Origin of the sequence: Salinispora pacifica DSM 45544 (assembly GCF_000378845.1) — a bacterium.
In the GTDB taxonomy this organism is placed as follows: Bacteria; Actinomycetota; Actinomycetes; order Mycobacteriales; family Micromonosporaceae; genus Micromonospora; species Micromonospora pacifica.
The window spans coordinates 4360594-4378545 of the sequence record NZ_KB905359.1 but is presented as its reverse complement, the minus strand read 5'-3'; the positions used below and the strand labels follow the sequence as shown (position 1 = coordinate 4378545).

At 68.2% G+C, this 17952-nt stretch carries 20 protein-coding genes, 2 tRNA genes and 1 pseudogene; 7 read left to right on the top strand and 16 right to left on the bottom strand.

What is annotated here, in order from left to right; translation table 11 throughout:
* Positions 1-50 precede the first annotated feature (50 nt).
* Complete coding sequence (locus SALPAC3_RS0120180; protein ID WP_018222991.1) at positions 51-272, top strand: hypothetical protein; 222 nt, start codon at positions 51-53, stop codon at positions 270-272.
* A gap of 75 nt (positions 273-347) precedes the next feature.
* Here the strand turns inward: SALPAC3_RS0120180 and SALPAC3_RS0120175 are convergent, their stop codons facing one another.
* The 6 genes from SALPAC3_RS0120175 to SALPAC3_RS0120150 all read right to left on the bottom strand — a co-directional run bounded on the left by SALPAC3_RS0120175 (position 348) and on the right by SALPAC3_RS0120150 (position 5818).
* Positions 348-1145 carry a carbon-nitrogen hydrolase family protein gene (locus SALPAC3_RS0120175; RefSeq protein ID WP_018222990.1) on the bottom strand — a complete coding sequence of 266 codons (798 nt, stop codon included), beginning with the start codon at positions 1143-1145 and terminating at the stop codon, positions 348-350.
* A gap of 127 nt (positions 1146-1272) precedes the next feature.
* Entirely contained in the window at positions 1273-2562 is a 1290-nt protein-coding gene (gene clpX / locus SALPAC3_RS0120170) for an ATP-dependent Clp protease ATP-binding subunit ClpX (protein ID WP_018222989.1), read from the bottom strand.
* Positions 2563-2765: 203 nt separating this feature from the next.
* A complete protein-coding gene (locus SALPAC3_RS0120165) occupies positions 2766-3428 on the bottom strand; it encodes an ATP-dependent Clp protease proteolytic subunit (RefSeq protein ID WP_018216646.1) in 663 nt (220 codons plus the stop codon).
* A gap of 14 nt (positions 3429-3442) precedes the next feature.
* Positions 3443-4084, bottom strand: coding sequence for an ATP-dependent Clp protease proteolytic subunit (locus SALPAC3_RS0120160; RefSeq protein ID WP_018216647.1), 642 nt, complete (start codon positions 4082-4084; stop codon positions 3443-3445).
* 170 nt (positions 4085-4254) lie between these two features.
* A complete protein-coding gene (gene tig, locus SALPAC3_RS0120155; RefSeq protein WP_018222988.1) occupies positions 4255-5601 on the bottom strand; it encodes a trigger factor in 1347 nt (448 codons plus the stop codon).
* Positions 5602-5744: 143 nt separating this feature from the next.
* Positions 5745-5818 (bottom strand) — tRNA-Pro (locus tag SALPAC3_RS0120150).
* Between the two features lie 279 nt (positions 5819-6097).
* Between SALPAC3_RS0120150 and SALPAC3_RS0120145 the strand changes: the two genes are divergently transcribed.
* Positions 6098-6171 (top strand) — tRNA-Gly (locus tag SALPAC3_RS0120145).
* 221 nt (positions 6172-6392) lie between these two features.
* Here SALPAC3_RS0120145 and SALPAC3_RS29240 read toward each other — a convergent pair.
* Positions 6393-6521 (bottom strand): annotated as a pseudogene (locus tag SALPAC3_RS29240) (site-specific integrase); the annotation flags it as partial.
* Between the two features lie 25 nt (positions 6522-6546).
* On the opposite strand from SALPAC3_RS29240, the gene SALPAC3_RS26050 reads away from it, so the two are divergent.
* The 3 genes from SALPAC3_RS26050 (at position 6547) to SALPAC3_RS0120130 (ending at position 8746) form a co-directional block, all read left to right on the top strand.
* Positions 6547-6972 (top strand): hypothetical protein, encoded by a 426-nt coding sequence (locus SALPAC3_RS26050; protein ID WP_018222987.1) that lies wholly within the window; start codon positions 6547-6549, stop codon positions 6970-6972.
* 520 nt (positions 6973-7492) lie between these two features.
* Positions 7493-8056: a uridine kinase family protein gene (locus SALPAC3_RS0120135; RefSeq protein ID WP_018222986.1), complete on the top strand. Its 564-nt coding sequence runs from the start codon at positions 7493-7495 to the stop codon at positions 8054-8056.
* A 123-nt stretch (positions 8057-8179) separates the two neighbouring features.
* On the top strand, positions 8180-8746 hold the full coding sequence (locus tag SALPAC3_RS0120130; RefSeq protein ID WP_018827679.1) for a hypothetical protein: 567 nt from the start codon (positions 8180-8182) through the stop codon (positions 8744-8746).
* Between the two features lie 276 nt (positions 8747-9022).
* On the opposite strand, the gene SALPAC3_RS0120125 is transcribed toward SALPAC3_RS0120130, so the two are convergent.
* From SALPAC3_RS0120125 to SALPAC3_RS0120105, 5 genes are all read right to left on the bottom strand, one after another.
* On the bottom strand, positions 9023-9991 hold the full coding sequence (locus SALPAC3_RS0120125) for an NAD(P)-dependent alcohol dehydrogenase (RefSeq protein WP_018222984.1): 969 nt from the start codon (positions 9989-9991) through the stop codon (positions 9023-9025).
* 12 nt (positions 9992-10003) lie between these two features.
* A complete protein-coding gene (locus tag SALPAC3_RS0120120; protein ID WP_033660542.1) occupies positions 10004-10285 on the bottom strand; it encodes a hypothetical protein in 282 nt (93 codons plus the stop codon).
* Positions 10285-10635: an ArsR/SmtB family transcription factor gene (locus SALPAC3_RS0120115; protein WP_033774887.1), complete on the bottom strand. Its 351-nt coding sequence runs from the start codon at positions 10633-10635 to the stop codon at positions 10285-10287. The genes SALPAC3_RS0120120 and SALPAC3_RS0120115 overlap by 1 nt, the downstream gene beginning before the upstream one ends.
* Before the next feature lie 222 nt (positions 10636-10857).
* On the bottom strand, positions 10858-11178 hold the full coding sequence (locus SALPAC3_RS0120110) for a DUF6059 family protein (RefSeq protein ID WP_018222982.1): 321 nt from the start codon (positions 11176-11178) through the stop codon (positions 10858-10860).
* A gap of 162 nt (positions 11179-11340) precedes the next feature.
* A complete protein-coding gene (locus SALPAC3_RS0120105) occupies positions 11341-11958 on the bottom strand; it encodes a hypothetical protein (protein WP_018222981.1) in 618 nt (205 codons plus the stop codon).
* Between the two features lie 141 nt (positions 11959-12099).
* Between SALPAC3_RS0120105 and SALPAC3_RS0120100 the strand changes: the two genes are divergently transcribed.
* Complete coding sequence (locus SALPAC3_RS0120100) at positions 12100-12417, top strand: hypothetical protein (RefSeq protein WP_018222980.1); 318 nt, start codon at positions 12100-12102, stop codon at positions 12415-12417.
* A gap of 9 nt (positions 12418-12426) precedes the next feature.
* Here SALPAC3_RS0120100 and SALPAC3_RS0120095 read toward each other — a convergent pair whose 3' ends face one another.
* Together SALPAC3_RS0120095 and SALPAC3_RS0120090 are read right to left on the bottom strand one after the other, a co-directional pair.
* Positions 12427-12894 carry a ribose-5-phosphate isomerase gene (locus SALPAC3_RS0120095; protein ID WP_018222979.1) on the bottom strand — a complete coding sequence of 156 codons (468 nt, stop codon included), beginning with the start codon at positions 12892-12894 and terminating at the stop codon, positions 12427-12429.
* 124 nt (positions 12895-13018) lie between these two features.
* The gene (locus SALPAC3_RS0120090; protein WP_018222978.1) at positions 13019-14233 is read right to left on the bottom strand and encodes a DUF1015 family protein; all 1215 of its coding nucleotides are present in this window, start codon (positions 14231-14233) and stop codon (positions 13019-13021) included.
* Between the two features lie 392 nt (positions 14234-14625).
* On the opposite strand from SALPAC3_RS0120090, the gene pepN reads away from it, so the two are divergent.
* Positions 14626-17172 carry an aminopeptidase N gene (gene pepN / locus SALPAC3_RS0120085; RefSeq protein WP_018222977.1) on the top strand — a complete coding sequence of 849 codons (2547 nt, stop codon included), beginning with the start codon at positions 14626-14628 and terminating at the stop codon, positions 17170-17172.
* Positions 17173-17243: 71 nt separating this feature from the next.
* Here the strand turns inward: pepN and SALPAC3_RS0120080 are convergent, their stop codons facing one another.
* Positions 17244-17657, bottom strand: a complete 414-nt coding sequence (locus tag SALPAC3_RS0120080) for a DUF5130 family protein (protein ID WP_018222976.1) — start codon at positions 17655-17657, stop codon at positions 17244-17246.
* The gene (ctaJ, locus tag SALPAC3_RS0120075) at positions 17644-17949 is read right to left on the bottom strand and encodes an aa3-type cytochrome oxidase subunit CtaJ (RefSeq protein WP_456300020.1); all 306 of its coding nucleotides are present in this window, start codon (positions 17947-17949) and stop codon (positions 17644-17646) included. The genes SALPAC3_RS0120080 and ctaJ overlap by 14 nt, the downstream gene beginning before the upstream one ends.
* Between the last annotated feature and the right edge of the window lie 3 nt (positions 17950-17952).

The window sequence follows — 17952 nt, the reverse complement described above, 5'->3', positions numbered from 1 at the left end:
TCAACCCCGTGCAGAAGACCGGAACCGCTCATCCGTGGGAGAGTGTCTGCATGGCCGAGCTGACAGCGACCCCGGTGCTGGCCGAGGAGGTGCTGCTCGGGCTGCTCCTGCCGTTCTGGCAACTCGTCATCGGTGCCTTCGTACTCGTCGTCCTGGTCCTGTCGATCGGCCGGCTGGCTCGTCGGGGACCTTCGCGAATGACAACGGCGCTCCTGGTCACCGCCGCCGCCATCGTCGGCCTCGCAACAATCGGGGTCCTCCTACAGGACTGAGGACGGATCCGACGAACAGCGGCTCGACGACAAGCCGTTCGCCGCCTGCAACTCTGACGGCTGGGCTCAGGGAGACTACAGGCGACGGTTGGCCAGGCTCGGCAACTCGGCCCGGACCGTCCGCAGCCGCTCCAGGTCGAGGTCGACAATCGCGAGCCCGGCACCATCTGGCACCTGGGCGAGCACTGTCCCCCAGGGATCTATCACCATGCTGCGCCCGAAGCAGGTACGGCTCGGCTCGTGGTCCCCCGTCTGGGCCGCAGCCGCAACGAAGCACTGGTTCTCGATGGCCCGGGCACGCAACAGCACCTCCCAGTGGTCCCGCCCCGTGTGCAGCATGAACGCTGCCGGGACAAGGAGTAGCTCCGCCTCACCGTCCGTGACGAGCTGACGATAGAGCTCGGGGAAACGGAGGTCGTAACAGATCGACAGCCCAACCCGAATGCCCTCCACGTCTACGACGACCGGCTGCACGCCAGCGGCGACCGTGGCTGACTCCAGATACGACACCCGACCGGGTATCTCCACGTCGTACAGGTGGATCTTGCGATAGGTGGCGGCGAGCGCCCCGGAGCGATCGAACACCAGACAGGTGTTATACGAGAGCTCCGGATCCGGGCCCCGCTCGTGAATCGAACCAACCACGACCCAGATACCAAGCCGCTGCGCGGCATCGGCGAAGAAGGTCCCGACCTCCCCGTCCACCGGCTCCGCGACCGGTTGCCCGGCGGCCGGACCGAGATAGTCGACATACTCGGGGAGGATCGCCAGATCGGCGCCGCCGGCCGCCGCCCGCTCCAGCAGGGCCTCGGCGGCTGCCAGATTTGACCCTCGGTCATCCCGGGCATTCAACTGGCAGACCGCGACTCGCATGCACCCAGGTTACGGGCAGGGGAGTCAGCGGAACAGAAGCAGGACTGTGGCCGCGGCAAAGTTGACGGCAGCGAGGTGGCTGGAGGGCCTTTCGGGCTCGGCTAGCCCCCCGAACGGACCAACCCGATCACGCCGACTTATCCTCACGCTCCCGCCGCGCCCGACGGCTGGTGAACTCACGCGGAACAATCGTCGGGTTGACGTTCTCCAACACCACTTCGCGATTGATCAAGACGCGGGCCGCGTCGGGGTTGCTCGGCACCTCGTACATCACGGAGAGCAGAACCTCCTCCATGATCGCGCGAAGGCCGCGGGCGCCGGTGCCCCGGAGCATCGCCTGGTCGGCGATCGCCTCCAGGGCCGACTGCTCGAACTCCAGCTCGACGCCGTCCAACTCGAAGAGGCGCTGGTACTGCCGGACGAGCGCGTTTCGCGGCTCGGTGAGGATCTGTACCAGAGCCTCACGGTCGAGACTGCGAACGTTGGTGATCACCGGCAGCCGACCGATGAACTCGGGGATCAGACCGAACTTCAGCATGTCCTCCGGCATCACCTGGCTAAAGGTGTCATCGGTGGAACGCTCCGAGACCGCCCGCAGCCGGGCACCGAAACCCGTGCCGCCGTGACCGGTACGTGCCTCAATAATCTGGTCGAGGCCGGCGAAGGCACCGCCACAGATGAAGAGCACGTTGGTGGTGTCGATCTGAATGAACTCCTGATGCGGATGCTTGCGGCCGCCCTGGGGCGGAACGTTCGCAACCGTCCCCTCCAGCATCTTGAGGAGGGCCTGCTGCACGCCCTCGCCGGAGACATCGCGGGTGATCGACGGATTCTCCGACTTACGCGCGATCTTGTCGACCTCGTCGATATAGATGATCCCGGTCTCGGCGCGCTTGATGTCGTAGTCGGCGGCCTGGATCAGCTTGAGGAGGATGTTCTCCACGTCCTCCCCGACGTAGCCGGCCTCGGTCAGGGCAGTGGCGTCCGCGATGGCGAACGGCACGTTGAGCATCCGAGCCAGGGTCTGCGCCAGGTGGGTCTTGCCGCACCCGGTGGGACCAAGCAGCAGGATGTTGGACTTGGCCAGCTCAACGCTGTCCACGCTGGGCGCACCGGCCGCCTCGGCCTGAATTCGCTTGTAGTGGTTGTAGACCGCGACGGCGAGAGCCTTCTTGGCCTGAGCCTGACCCACGACGTAATTGTCGAGGAACTGGCAGATCTCCATCGGCTTGGGAAGCTCTTCCCACTTCACTTCACCCGACTCGGCCAGCTCTTCTTCGATGATCTCGTTACAGAGATCGATACACTCGTCGCAGATATAGACACCGGGACCAGCGATAAGCTTCTTGACCTGCTTCTGCGATTTCCCACAGAAGGAACACTTCAGTAGGTCGCCGCCGTCACCGATCCGTGCCACCCACAGTCTCCCTGCACTCGTCGGCCGGTGATCCGGCCATGACTCCCGGACACCACGCGCCGCCCATCTCAGCTACCACCGGATCGACCGGCGAAGCGGCACAGACCCGACGTTACCCGCTGGCGCGGATTTCTCCGACCCCTAAAACGGGTGTGTCAGAGGTCGGTCGAGTTTACCCCGGCCGACCCCTGACCCGATCCGGCTCAGTTGGCGGCGTTGGCGGCCAACAAGCCCTTCTTACGGCTGGTGAGGATGGTGTCGACCAACCCGTACTCGCGGGACTCCTCGGCCGTCATAATCTTATCCCGATCGATATCTTTGCGGACCTTCTCCACCGGCTGGTTGCAGTGCCGGGAGAGCATCTCTTCCAGCTGGGTACGCATCCGCAGAATCTCCCGGGCCTGGATCTCGATATCCGAGCCCTGCCCGTAGCCCCCCTCCGTGGCAGGCTGGTGGATGATGATCCGCGAATTCGGCAGTGCCATCCGCTTACCGGGCGTGCCGGCCGAGAGCAGCACCGCCGCCGCACTGGCCGCCTGCCCCAGGCAGACCGTCTGAATATCCGGCCGGACGTACTGCATGGTGTCGTAGATCGCCGTCATGGCCGTGAACGAGCCACCCGGCGAGTTGATGTACATGATGATGTCGCGGTCCGGGTCCGTGCCCTCCAGCGTGAGCAACTGGGCCATCACGTCGTTGGCCGACGCGTCATCCACCTGGACCCCGAGGAAGATGATCCGATCCTCGAAGAGCTTGTTGTACGGGTTGGACTCCTTCACCCCGTACGACGTGCGCTCGACGAAGGACGGCAGGACATAGCGGTTGTGCACGGCCGCGAACTGCGGCGGCAGGCTCAGGTCGGTCATCGTCAGCTCCTCGCTCAGCTCAGGGTCCCGGCGCCTTCCGGAACCTGAGCGGCCCCGGTGATCACCTTGTCGATGAAGCCGTACTCCATGGCCTCCTGGGCGGTGAACCAACGGTCCCGGTCCGAGTCTGCCTCGATCTCCGCCTGAGTCTGGCCGGTGTGGAAGGCGACCCGCTCCTGGAACATCCGCTTGGTGTAGAGCATCTGCTCCGCCTGGATAGCGATGTCCGATGCGGTGCCGCCCATGCCACCCGACGGCTGGTGCATCATGATCCGGGCATGCGGCAGGGCGTACCGCTTGCCCTTGGTGCCGGCGCAGAGCAGCAGCTGACCCATGGAGGCCGCCATGCCCATCGCCACCGTGGACACGTCGTTGTCGATGAACTGCATCGTGTCGTAGATCGCCATGCCCGAGTAGACCGAGCCGCCCGGCGAGTTGATCCAGAGGTTGATGTCGCGGTCCGGGTCCTCCGCGGCGAGCAGCAGCAGCTGCGCGCAGATGCGGTTGGCGACCTGGTCGGTCACCTCGCTGCCCAGGAAGATGATCCGCTCCTTGAGCAACCGGTTGTAGACCGAGTCGTCGAGGTTGCCAATGTTGTCGCCACCGCGGGCGTCGATCGCCCGGAGCGGCGTCGGCGGAATGTGCATGTCGGTCATGGCAGCCCTTCGCTCTCCGTACCGTCCTACCCGACACTAACGGCTCGACCGAGTGGCAGAACCCCGGTCAGGGCACTGTTCGCTCTCAGCGCAGCCCGGTCAGGCGTACCCAAAAACAGGTTTCGGCCGTCGCCCCAGCCAGCGGCGGGGACGGCGGCCGAAACCTAAGATCATTCCGCGTGAGCGTGCGCGGCCTCGTTCTCGGCGCGCAGGGCGTCGAGGCTGACCGCCTCGCCGGTGGCGTCCTTGATCGTGATGCGATCCATGATCGAGGCCAGGGCCTTGCCCCGCCGGACGTCACCGAAGACCGCGCCGGCGGCACCCGAGCGGACCAGCTGGTCGTAGAACTGCTGCGGCGCCACCCCGGCGCGCTGCGCCCGGTGCACGATCTCGTGGCCGAACTCGTCGTCGGAGACCTGAATCTCCTCCGCGTCGGCGACGGTGTCCAACAGGAGCTGAATCTTCACGCCCTGGACGGCCGCCTCGGTGAGCTCGGTGTTGATCTGCTCCTCGGTCTTCTCCTCGGCCGCGAGGTACTCCTCCATCGAGGCGCCGATCCGCTCAAGCTGATCCACCATCGCCGCCTTGCGGCTCTCGACCTCCTCGCGGACGACCCCCTCCGGCGCCGGCACCTCGACCGCCTCGACAATCTGCTCGAGGGCCTTGTCCCGGGCGGCGTAGATCTGCTCGACCTGCTTACTCCGGGTCACCCGCTCGCGGACGTCGTCGCGAAGCTCCGCCATGGTGTCGAACTCACTAGCCAGCTCGGCGAAGTCGTCGTCCAGCTCCGGCAGTTCCTTCTCCTTGACCGTGCGGACGGTCACCGATACCTCGGCGTCGCGGCCGGCGTGGTCCCCGCCGACCAGCTGCGTGGTGAAGGTGGTGCTCGCGTCGGCCGCCAGGCCGACGACGGCCTCATCCAGGCCCGGCAGGAGCTGCTTGCTGCCGACCTCGTGCGAGAGGTTGGTCGCCGAGCCCCCCGGGACCTCCTCGCCGTCAACGGTCGCGTTCAGGTCGATCTGCACGAAGTCGCCCTCGGCGGCTGCCCGCTCGACGGTCTTCAGCGTCGCGAACCGCTCCCGCAGGCTCTGCACCTGCTCGTCGATCTCGCTGTCATCGATCTTGAGCTCATCGACGGTCACCTCGACCGTCGACAGGTCGGGGAGGTTGAGCTCCGGCCGGATGTCCACCTCGGCGGTGAAGTTGAGCGAGTCACCGTCCGCGAACTCGGTGATCTCGACCTCGGGACGACCAAGCGTCTTCAGGTCATGCTCGCGCACCGCCGAGAGGATGTTCTGCGGGATGGCCTCCTGGACCGCCTCGTTGAGCACGGTGCCCCGGCCGACCCGCTGATCGATCACGGCGGCCGGAACCTTCCCCCGGCGGAAGCCGGGAACCTGGACCTGCTGGCCGATCTCCCGGTACGCCTTCTTGAGGCTCGGCTCGAGCTCGACGAACGGCACCTCGATGGCGAGCCGCACGCGCGTCGGGCTCAGAGTCTCGACGGTGCTCTTCACAGGCGTACTCCTTGACGGATCTTGGTGGTCTGGGCGCTGTCTACAGCCCATCGAGTGTAGGCGAGCCGGTACGGCCTGCAGGCAGTGCCCGGGAACCACACGTAGAACGGCGGCACCCGGGTCGACCCGGCCGCGAACGACAGTCGGGGTGGCGGGATTTGAACCCACGGCCCCTCGCTCCCAAAGCGAGTGCGCTACCAAGCTGCGCCACACCCCGTGGCGGGATGCAGTCTATGCCGTCCACGCCACCGCATAGTTCCCCGGGGCCACATCCGATCGCGTGTTCCGCCGTAGGGTCGACCGACGGAGCCCACCAGCCGGCTTGGAGTAGCGGCAGCGGGAACCCCTCGGTCGCGCCGCACCGACCGCAGGCTGAGCTCTCCCGAGCCCGCCCGGCCTGTGCCCGAGGTTCGTTCCCGACCACAGCCATGGGCAGGCTACGCGGAGATCGGCGGCATTGGGTACGCTGTCGGCGCGCCTCCACACGGAGGCCGTCGCGGGCGTAGCTCAATGGCAGAGCTTCAGTCTTCCAAACTGACGGTGCGGGTTCGATTCCCGTCGCCCGCTCCAACAACCTCCGGCCCAGCTCAGAGGCGGCATCCCGCAATTCTGGGCTGGTCGGACACTCCCCGCCCCGATCTTGCCGGTCAGCCGTGGGCGGAGGCTGTGGCGAGGGTGTCAGCCGGTATGGCGCAGGTCATGGAAGTGAGAGCCGGGCAGCCCGAGCGCTGCGACCGTCCGCGTCCACCTGGCCGCACGGCCGAAGTTGCCGGATCACCGCAGCATGCCCTTGAGCGCCGACAGATATCGGTGATCTGCTCAATGCGCATGCCGCCGTCAGATAGCAGGGACCCGAAGCTGTGTCGTAGCTCGCGTGCGGTTCGGTCGTACGGATCAAGGTCCGCTCTGGCGACAATCGGAGCGCACGAAGACTGGAAGGGTGTCTTGACCTCGACGGAGTTGGAACTCTTCGCGGACTACCACCAGGTCTACGTGTTCGACGACGGGTCCGTCACCGACCTTGGGGACGCCTGGACCGATGAGGCGGTGCTCGACGACCTTGCCGTTGACACGGACGCCATGGCGGTCGGCACCGCCGTCAACGTCAACGTGGCCGTGACGGTAGAGATGCTGGAGGCAGCGCCAGAAGACGACAGCGCGGAGTTCGACCACGTTCTGGAGGCAAGCCTGCACGTTCCCTCGGGCCGACTCGTCGTCATGGGCTGCACCGACCACGAGCCGGAAGCCGCACGGTTCGAGATAGCGGCGGGACCGGTTCGCGTACGAGCCGCGAGAAGCAACCTGGCCGAAGCAGAACGTCTCGGCATTGATGCCGACAACGCTGGACAGCAGTGGCACCGGAGAGTTTGACTTCGAGTGCTCGCTACGTAGGCAGGACAGCGGTTCATCCTTGGACTCCACAGTGGAGACAGACTCTTCCGGTAGTCCGACCGGAGCTAGGCGACAACCAGGGCTCGCTCAGGTATTAACCAGCTCCTTGGTCGTGCTCCTTTACCCAGTTTGTCAACCGCACGAGCTGATCCCGGAGTTCAGCAGGTCCACCAACCTGGACGTGGTCAACACAGCTACCCCCACGCTCCAGCCTGACGTATCCAGTCGGCCATATCTCGGCTACGCCGGACGTCTCACCCAGCCTGAGCGTCACGCTTGCCAATGGATCGATCGGGGTCAGCAACTCGTCCAGATCCGCACCCCATGCCTCATGGCTGATTCCGCCCAACTCCCAGCCTCGCTTGAGGGATCTGCACACCTCCACAATGACAGGTAGGTCGAGCGGGTCCACACCTGCATCGTACGGCGGTGGGCCGGGATGACCACGAGGGCGACCAACCGCCGCCTCTGATCATGGTCAGCGCAGTAGGGTCTCGCCGTGACCGTCAACACCATCGATCGGCTTGCCGCCGCTGTTGCCGCCCGTAGGCCGATCAACGGCATCCGCATCGTTGGCATCGACGGCCCGAGCGGCTCCGGAAAGAGCCACCTTGCCCGTGACCTCTCGGCGGCACTCCACGCGCCGATCATCGAGATCGACGACTTCGTGTCGTGGGACAACTCCGCCGGCTGGTGGCCTCGCTTTGACGCCCAGGTACTCACCCCACTGCTTCGCGGCCAGGATGCCCACTATCAAGCGCGGGACTGGACGGACTGGTACGGCAACAGGCTCGGCGAGTGGAAGACCCTACCCTGGGCCCCGGTCGTGATCTTCGAAGGACTCACCTGCACCCGCCGCGACACGATCGGTCGGCTCGCCTACGCGGTCTGGGTCGACGCACCGGCACCGTTACGGCTGACGCGCGGCCTCACCCGCGACCGCTCCTTCGCCGGCGCCGCGCAACTCTGGCAGAAGTGGATGGTCGAGGAGGAGGAATTCTTCGCCGCGGACGGCACCCGCGACCGCGCCGACCTCGTCATCGACACCGCACATCGTGGCTGACCGCTAACGCACACCCGGGCCACAACCGTCCCGGCGCGGAAGCAACTCTTCCAACGTAGCGAAGCCCACCCGCCATTGGTATGGTCCACTGCCGCATCGATGAGTCCGGCGGGAAGGGGCATCATGTCGTCCGAGGTCCTACTCTTCACCGGGGCTGTAGGTGCGCTCTTGGCGACAGCCGTCCTGCTTGGCAGGACACTGGCCAAGCGGCGGCACTGGCGAATTCTGCCCATGATGGGCTCCCTTACCGCCTCGGTAATAGTGCTGACGGTGACCACGGGGCCGTTCGGTGCACGTTCACTGGCGGTGATGCTGGCCGCCGCGCTGTGGGGTGCGGTCCTCTTCTCCACCGCCAGCTTGGTGCGACACTCGCACTCCCTCCTTGCGACCGTTGTCAGCGTGATTGGTGGTGTCATAGCGATCAACGCGGCGCTGGTTGCCTTTGTGGTAGTGAGATTCAGCTCGACGGACGCCCCCCGGGAGTACGCCCTGCACTGGTTGCCCGCGATGCTGACCGGTGCGGTCAAGGATCTGGGTGGGGTGCGCAGCGAGACCGAGACGCCGCTGTGGGTGCACATGTCCGAGGACGCCAGCTTGTTGCCGTTGCTGATGGTCGTGCTGACGGGCTTCGCCCTGTCCTACGTCGTGCGACGAGGGGCCCTCACCCGTACGGCCGGTGTTGCGGGCTGAGCTGGCGCTTGGACCCGGTTGGCGAGATTCGCCCAGTGAAAGCTCAACCCGGCGAACGACAGCGACCAGAGGCCGGCGCCACACCCGGCCCAGGAGCCCCGTCGCCCCCCGACCGTGCCGGCGGCGCCCTCGCTGCGTCGGTCGTCGTTGTTCGCGGTGCTCCGGCTCATGTTGCCTCCCGGTAGATCGGCCCGATTCGGTAGCGCCGTGCGGTCCAGCACGGGCTACCGCCCGCCGGGCGCTGACGGGACACCACCGAAGGGGCGAAGCGGCCGGTCAGATGGTGATGACGACCTTTCCCTGGGCGTGACCTCCCTCGAGATAGCTGATCGCCTCGGGTACCTCGCTCAGGGGATAGGTCCGGTCGAGGACCGGGGTGACCTTTCCGGATTCGAAGAGATCGGAAAGCGCCGCCAGGTCGTCCCGGTTGGGGCTCGCCACGAAGAACACCAGGCGTTGCCGTACGAACGGGGACAGGGCGAGCCCACGGAGCACGCGAGCCAGGGGGCCGAGCAGCCCGTCGCCCGAACCGCTGTTCAGGATGAGTGTGCCCCGCGGGGTGAGGATGCGTCGGCAGGCGAGGAGCGGGTGGTTGCCGACGTTGTCGAGGAGCAGGTCGTAGCGCTGTCCGCTGCGGGTGAACTCCGCTGTGGTGTAGTCGATGACGTGGTCGGCGCCCAGGTCGCGGACCAGCTCGACGTTTCGGCTGCTGCAGACCCCGGTCACCTCGGCTCCCAGCGCCTTGCCGATCTGCACGGCGAAGGTGCCCACGCCACCCGCCGCGCCGTTGACCAGGAGCCGCTGACCGGGTTGCAGCCGCCCGTGGTGGCGTAGCGCCTGGTAGGCGGTGAGGGCGGCCACCGGCACGGAGGCGGCCTGTTCCGGGGTCAGGCGGGCCGGCTTCTTCAGCACTCCGGCGTCGTGGCGCATCGTGACGTACTCGGCGAACGCCCCCTGTTGCAGGGCGAACACCTCGTCTCCCACCTGGAGCGTGGTGACATTACTGCCCACCGCCTCGACCTGCCCGGCCAGGTCGTACCCGAGCGTGTTCGCCTTGGGGCGGGTCAGTCCACCCTGGGCCCGGGTGATGTACGGGCTGCCTCGCATCATGTGCCAGTCCACCGGATTGACCGAGGCGGCCCGCACCCGGACCAGCACGTCGTCGGCACCGACGGCTGGCATGTCAAGATCTTCAAGGGTGAGGACCTCGGGAGAGCCGTACGCGTAGAAACGGATTCCTTTCATCGGTTTCCCCTCTCATTCCACGCTGCGGAGGATGTGTTCGATCGATGCCGTACGGGTTCGTAGTTCGGCGAGGTCAACGGCGCTCCGCTGCTGGGCGTCGAGAGTGTTCTCGGCGAGCTTCTCGAACCGGTGCACGAGCTGACGCAGGTCGTCTGCGCGGGCGGCTGCCCGCTTCTCTTTTCGGCCCTCGAACAGCCCGACGATGACCAGGGCGACCAGAAAGGCCGCCACGATGACCACGACCAGCAGGAAGACTGTCGTTGGCCAGGACATTTCCCCTCCAAGCGGGTCCATTACGTTGACTCCTTGGGTGCGGGACCCTTTCCTGGGTCCGGCCGGGTAAGGGTCTGGGCCGCCTCGGCCACCGCCGATGCGGTCAGGTGCAGGTCGAAGTCGGTGACTTCGTAGTACTTCATGGCTTTGCCATCGTCGGAGAGCTCGAGCCGGCCGGTGATCAGGCCTGCCACCTCCAGCCGCCGCAGGTGCATGTGCAGGAGTGGACGACTCACTCCAAGCTCGCGGGCCAGCTGGCTCACGTAGTCACGACGGCCGGCCAAGGTCGCGACGATGCGCAGTCGAATCGGATTGGCCAGAGCCGCCAGCATCTCGACCAGGTCGTCTCCGGTCGGTCCGCCCACTGACACAAGACCCCTTCACATGTCATTTTTTCCTTACACGTGAAACACTAGCAGTCACCACCCCCGCCGGCAATGCTCACCGCCGTTCGACCCGGAGCTGCAGCAACGAGCACCCGACCGGCCAGGGCCGCGACCCACGATCGAGGCCACTGCGGGATCCGGGCTCGTCGGCGGCGGGCTGGACGGCACACAGCTGACCGCCACCCGCGACTCAGGGGGCTCCGACGATCACCACAACCGGAGCCAGATCCGCCGCTCCTCGTCGGTGAGGGGCTGATCTGGGACCAGCCGCTCCGGGTGGCCCGGCGGCGGCTGCTCGGAGACCCGCCGCGGCCTGGAAGCGCCAGCCGGCGGCCCCCCGACGACCGGGGAAGAACTGTCGGCCAGGGCAGAATCGCCTTCCGGCCCGGCACCGCCCGCGGGCGCCGCGTCACCCCAACGGGCCCGACCGCCCCGCAGAATCTCCCGGGGATCCATTCCGACGACCGACGCCCCGAACAGGCTCAGGCCGAACGCCAGCTCGGACTTGATGCGCCGGAGCCAACCCATCAGCCCGCCACCCCCGGAACCGGAGCGGCGCAGTCGGCAACCAGCCCGGCCACTGATGCGTACGTCACGGGGCTCCTCGGGTCCGGCGCCAAGCTGAGCCGACCGATTCTCCCGAGCCCCACTCAACAGCGACTCAAGTCAACGGACCGAAGACCGCCCCCGTCAGCTGTTGGTAATCCAGCTCCAGAACGACACCACCCACTCGGTCTGCTTGAGCCACCCGAAGCCGAGGCTGACGAGAAAAACAGCCGTCACCAGGTGCGCGCCGCGGGCGCCACGTCGCACCCGGCCCAGACGCTGCTCCAGTACCACCCGGCCAACGAGCCGGGCGAGGGCGAAGAGCCCGACCGCCACCAGCAGACTCAACAAGAAGATCAACAGTGGTGCGGCGAGGTTGCCGCCACCCGAAATCGCCCAGATCCCCCAACAGACGAACGCGAAGAGCGCTCCGCCGGCGCTCCACTCCCGGCCCGGGCGGAGCTGCGCGAGGTGCCAGCTCATCGGCCGACGCGAAGCCCGCGCCTCCGGCCAGCCCGCTCCGACCTCCTCCTGCTCGACCGCCGGGAACGGCGTGGTCCGACGGGTACCGGTCTGCCCTACCGAGGCCACCCCCCGCTGGAAGGCATCCGGCTGCGGCGGCACCCCGGCCTCCGGCTGCGGCGGCACCCCGCCTCCCCACTGCAGCGGAACCCCGACCCCGGGCTGCGGCGGCACCCCGACGCCTGACTGCGGCGGCACCTCGACGGTCCGCTCGGCCCACGGTTGCGTCTGGTCGGCCATGTCGTCCCTCCCCTGGACCAGACGGGGACCGGCGGACCCCGTCTAACTATCGAGGGTAGCCAGCACGCAAAGATGGGTCCGGTTGGCACCGGGCTCCCGCGGCCATGGAGGTCATCGGACAACCCGGGGTACGGTCGGTAGATGGGTGACGTGGAACGACGACGACGGCGGCACCGGAAGCCCGCTGACCGCACCACCGAGAGCCCGAGCCCGGCCCCCACAGCGGCCGGGGGAGCGAGCGGCGGCCGGCCATCCCGGGTCCGCCGGGGCGGCGCCGACGAGAGCGAACGAGGGCTGCGGGGCCTGGTCGGCTCGGGCTCGTCGCAGCTGAGCGTGACCGCGGCGATGCGGGCCCGGGACGCCACCCGCCCGACGGAGCAGGACCTGGTGGAGGCGGAGGCCCGGGTGGTCCTGGTCCGCCGGAACTGGGTTCCGCGCGAGGACCTCCCCCGTCGGTGACGACCCGGTTCAGGGCAGGTCCGGAAGCTTCCGGGTGCGCTCGTAGTCGGCCACCTGGCCGATGCGGCGGGTGTGCCGTTGCTTCTCGGAAAACGGGGTGGTCAGGAACGCCTCGACGATGGCGGTGGCTTCATCGAGGGTGTGCTGCCGCCCGCCGATCGCGACAACGTTGGCGTTATTGTGCTCCCGGGCCAGGTGCGCGGTCTCGATATTCCAGGCCAGCGCGGCCCGAACACCGTCGATCTTGTTTGCGGCGATCTGCTCACCGTTGCCGGAGCCCCCGATGACCACGCCGAGGCTACCCCGATCGGTAACCACCCGGTCGCCGGTGTGTAGGCAGAATGCCGGATAGTCGTCGTCCGGGTCGTAGGCGCGCGGGCCGACGTCAACCACGTCGTACCCCTCCTTGGCCAGATGGTTGGCCAAGTGCGCCTTCAGCTCGAAACCGGCGTGGTCGGATCCCAGGTAGACACGCATACCGGGCAGTCTGACAGGACGTGTCTCCGACCGACGCTCGCGGGTCGGTCGGAGACACCTTCAGCACAGTCCGGGAAGAGCTCAGCACAGCCCGGGAGATGTCAGCCAGCCCGGGCGGGTGTGCCTACTTTCCGCCCGGTCCGGACAGCAACTCGGCGACGACCAGGCCGCCCCGGGCCTTCGGGGTGAACCAGGTGCTCTTGCGGGGCATCTTCTCCCGCGCCAGGTTCACCGCGACGAAGTCGTCCACGGTCACCGGTGCGACGAGAACGGCCAGCTCGGCGCGGCCGGCGTCAACCTCACCGGTGAGCCAGCTCGCCGGGTAGTCGCCGCCGACGTAGGTGATCCGCTTGTCGCCCGGGTCCAGCCCCAGCGCGTCCCGCAGCAGCAACCGCTCGACCAGGGCATGATCCAGGTTCTCCAGGCGCCCCGCACCGACCTGGGGCAGGCGTACGGCGTACGCCGCATCGGGGAGCCGGAGGTGGATGGTGCCGCCGGCCGCCGGGACCTCGACCGGGCCGTCGATCGGCTCGACCTGGGCGCCGGCCGCGCGAAGCCGGTCGATCAGCTCAGCTGGGCTGACGGTGAGCTCGTCAACCAGCCGGTTGTACGGGGCGATGGCGACCGAGGCCGGCGTGGTGACCACGGCCAGGAAGCGCGACAGCCCGCCGGTCTGCGCCGCGAGACTGCGGTGGTTGCCGTCGGCGACGACCAGCTCGCCACCGCCGGCCAAAGCGGTCAACTCGTCCTGCTGCTCGCCCGGACCGACCAGCCAGATGGCGTGCGTCCGTCCGGTCTGGTCGGTGTCGGTCGCCGCCGGCACCCCGGCCCGGTCGGCCGCCGCAGCGAGGGCGGCGTGCAGCTCGTCGCCCCGGCCGGTCTGCAGCAGGAGCACCGGCGACAACAGATGCCCCAGCGCCTCGGCCAAGGCCACCCGCTCGCGCACCTTGGCGATGAAGACATCCTCGTTGCGGATGACCAAGCCCGGCTCGGCGGTGCTGGTGGAGATCTGGTCGGTGTCGACCATGACGAACAGCCCGTATCCGGGCTCCTCCTGCGGGGCGCTGATCCGGTAGAGGACCACCACCTGTTCGGCGGGCGTGTAGCTGCCCGCCGCCTTCGCCTCGGCGAGCCGGGCTACCGCCTCCGGGAGCGCTTCGAGAAAGGCCTTCCCCCGGCTCTCCGGGGCCCGATGCGGCATCTCGATGCCGAGGGCGCTGTGCGGATTCGCCGCAATGATCGAGGTGATCTCCGCGTCGTCAGCGAACTCGTCGTAGTTCTGCGCGCCGGTGCCGCCAGTGGTGATCCAGGCCCGGGCAATTGGATGGGCGACCGTCATGCCCGCTGACGCTACCGGTATCGCTCACCCCCGGTGTCCGGGCCCACCCACGGTGTGGCGGAGCACCCGCGGGCACCGGCGGAACTGCGGGCCCCAGCCATCTCCCGGCGACCCGGGGCCCGCCTCGTGGCCGGCGCGCAGCGCATCGTCGTACTCGGTGCTGTCGACGGCCCCGGCCAGCTCCGGGTCCAGTCCGGTACGCCGCTTCTCGACGCCCGCACCGATCCTCGCCGCAGGTTCCCAGGCACAACACGGAAGGAGACCGTGACCTGTCCCACCCACCGGCCTGGGTGCGTGTAAGACTCGACTCGCGTGACCGCTACGAGCGGTTGCCCGACGACGCCGCGGTCGACGTGCGGTGAGACGAGAGATGGAGACGAACAGTGCCGGGAGTGCGCAACCTGACGCAGGCGGAGGCCATCGAGCGAAGCCGGCTACTCGACGTGACCGGGTACGACATCAACCTGGACCTGTCGAGCGCCGTGCAGGCCGAAGGCGACACGTTCCGGTCCCGGACCGAGGTCCGATTCCGGTGCAGTGAGCCGGGTGCGAGTACCTTCATCGAGGTCGCCGCACATTCGGTCCGGTCGGCCACCCTGAACGGCACCTCCCTGGAGCTGGGTGGCTGGTCGGCGGAGGCGGGGCTCACCCTGCCCGACCTGGCCGCCGAGAACACCCTCGTGGTGGACGCGGACTTCGCGTACTCCAACAGTGGTCAGGGGCTACACCGCACGGTGGATCCGGTCGACGGCGAGACCTACCTCTACAGCCAGTTCGAGACGGCGGACGCGCAACGGGTCTACGCGGCCTTCGACCAGCCCGACCTGAAGAGTGTCTACACCTGGCACGCCACCGTGCCGGAGCACTGGAAGGTCGTCTCCAACATGCCGGTGGAGCGGGAGGAGCCGGCCGGCGAGGGCCGCAAGACGGTCCACTTCGTGGAGTCGGTGCGGATGAGCACCTACATCACCGCGCTCTGCGCCGGGCCCTACCACGAGGTGCGGGACAGCCACGACGGCATCGACCTGGGTGTCTTCGTTCGCGCCTCGATGGCGCAGTACCTGGACGCCGACGATCTCTTCCTGATCACGAAGCAGGGCTTCGACTTCTTCCACGACCAGTTCGACATTCGGTACCCGCTGCCCAAGTACGACCAGCTCTGGGTGCCGGACTTCAACGCGGGTGCGATGGAGAACTTCGGCTGTGTCACGCACGCCGAGTCGCTGTTCATCTTCCGGTCGCAGGTCACCGACTTCGAGTACGAGCAGCGCGCCAACACGATTCTGCACGAGCTGGCACACATGTGGTTCGGCGACCTGGTCACCATGCGCTGGTGGAACGACCTCTGGCTGAACGAGTCGTTCGCCGAGTGGGCCAGCCACTGGTGCAACACCCACGCGACCCGCTTCTCCGAGGCGTGGACCACCTTCCTCTCCGTCCGGAAGAACTGGGGCTACCGACAGGACCAGCTCTCCTCCACCCACCCGGTCTACTGCGAGATGCCGGACCTGGAGGCGGTCGAGGTCAACTTCGACGGGATCACGTACGCCAAGGGCGCGAGCGTGCTCAAGCAGCTCGTCGCGTACGTGGGCGAGGAGCCGTTCCGGGCCGGGCTCCGGTCATACTTCCGCAAGCATGCCTGGGGTAACGCCACCTTCGACGACCTGCTCTCCGAGTTGGAGACGGCCTCCGGGCGGGAGCTGCGCAAGTTCGCCGCCCAGTGGCTGGAGACCGCCCAGGTGAACACGCTGCGCCCGGAGCTGACGATCGGCCCCGACGGCAACTACCAGCGGGTCGTGGTCCGCCAGGAGGCGCCGGCCGACCACCCGACCCTGCGTACCCACCGGATCGGGGTCGGCCTCTACGACCGCACCGATGGCCGGCTGGTCCGCCGCGAGCGGTTGGAGGTCGACGTCATCGGCGAGACGACGGAGCTGCCCGAGCTGGCCGGGGTTCCCGCCGCGGACGTGCTGCTACTCAACGACGACGACCTGACCTACACCAAGCTGCGGCTCGACGAGCGGTCGATGGCCACCGTGGTGCAGCACATCACCGGCTTCGAGTCGTCGCTGGCGCGGGCGCTGTGCTGGACCGCTGCGTGGGACATGATCCGTGACGCCGAGCTGGCCGCCCGCGACTATGTGGCGCTGGTGCTCGCCGGCCTCCCCGCCGAGACCGACATCAACCTGGTCACCGCCACCCTGCGGCAGGTCACCACCGCCCTCACCTTCTACGCCGACCCGACGTGGGCACCGAGTGGCTGGGCCGACCTGGCCCGGACCGCGAAGACCGCCCTCGCCACCGCCGAGCCGGGCAGCGGCTTCCAGCTCGCCTGGGCTCGGGCGTACGCCTCCGCCGGTCGGTCGGCTGAGGACCTGGCGACGTTGCGTGGCTGGCTGGAGGGGAACGGGGTCCCGTCCGGGCTGCGGATGGACACCGAGCTGCGGTGGACGGTGCTTACCGCGCTGGTGGCCAACGGCGCGGCCGGCCCCGACGACATCGAGGCGGAGCTGGCCACCGACCGCACCGCCAGTGGCGAGCGGGAAGCCGCGTTGGCGCACGCGCTCGTGCCCACGCCGGAGAACAAGGCAGCCGTCTGGGCCCGGTTGACCGGTCCGGAGCCGCTGCCGAACTGGCGGCACCGCGCGCTGCTGCGGGGCTTCGCCCACCCGACGCAGGTCGAGCTGGTCCGTCCCTACCGGGAGCGGTACTTCGCCACCATCGCGCAGGTCTGGGCCAGCCGGGACAGTGAGCCGGCGCAGGAATTCGCCCTGCTGGCGTACCCGGCGTACCTGGTGGAGGAGGAGACCGTGGCGGCGACCGACGGGTGGCTGGCCGGTGTGGGCCAATCGGCGCCGCTGCGGCGGCTGGTCGCCGAGGGCCGCGACGGCGTCGTCCGGGCTCTCAAGGCCCGGGCGCGGGACGCCCGAAGCGGCTGACACGCAACGGCCCGGGGTCGGTGTGGAGCGTTCGCCCACACACCGACCCCGGGCCGAGTGCCTACCGCGGGTCAGCAGCCCTTACCGGCGTGACTGGCCAGCTGGTCCAGGCCGGTGACGATGCCACCGGTGAGGTCGCCGCCCCCGAAGGCCGCCACCATCGACAGCGCGGCGAGCCGCGCGTACGTGTCCGGGATGCGCCGACGGGCGTGCTGGCCGGTGACGATCTCCAGCTGCCGCTGGTTCGGTGAGATCGCGATCAGGACCGACCGGTTGGGGTCGGCGAGCTGGCGGTGCCGCCGCTCGGCGTCTTCCCGGACCGGCTCGTCGAGTCCACCGACGAAAATCGAGAAGGTCAGCCCGGTGCTCTGGTCGGCCAGGCGCATGGCCTCGTCAACGCGGAGCAGCTGACGGGTCGAGAACGGGCCGTCCAACTCCGGCGGGGCCGCCGTCTCGGACGACGACTGCAGTTCACCAACGGTCACTTGCGCCTCCGGTTCCACCGACCGGCGCCTGCTGGCCGGCCTGCTCCTGCTTACGGCCCGTCAACGCGGGCGCCTGGGCGCCGGCCGTCAGTGCGGTGCCCGCCGAGTCGGCCAGCTCCTCCGGACTACTCAGGAACCAGACCGGAGTGAAGTCAAAGGGCCGGCCGGGCCGGTAGCGCTTGCCACCGCCACCAGCGCCGCGGCTGCTGGCGGCGTATGCCACACCAGCGATCACCAGCGCTGCTACCGCCGGGATTCCGACGAAGACCAGCAACGTATCGGTTACAGACAATCC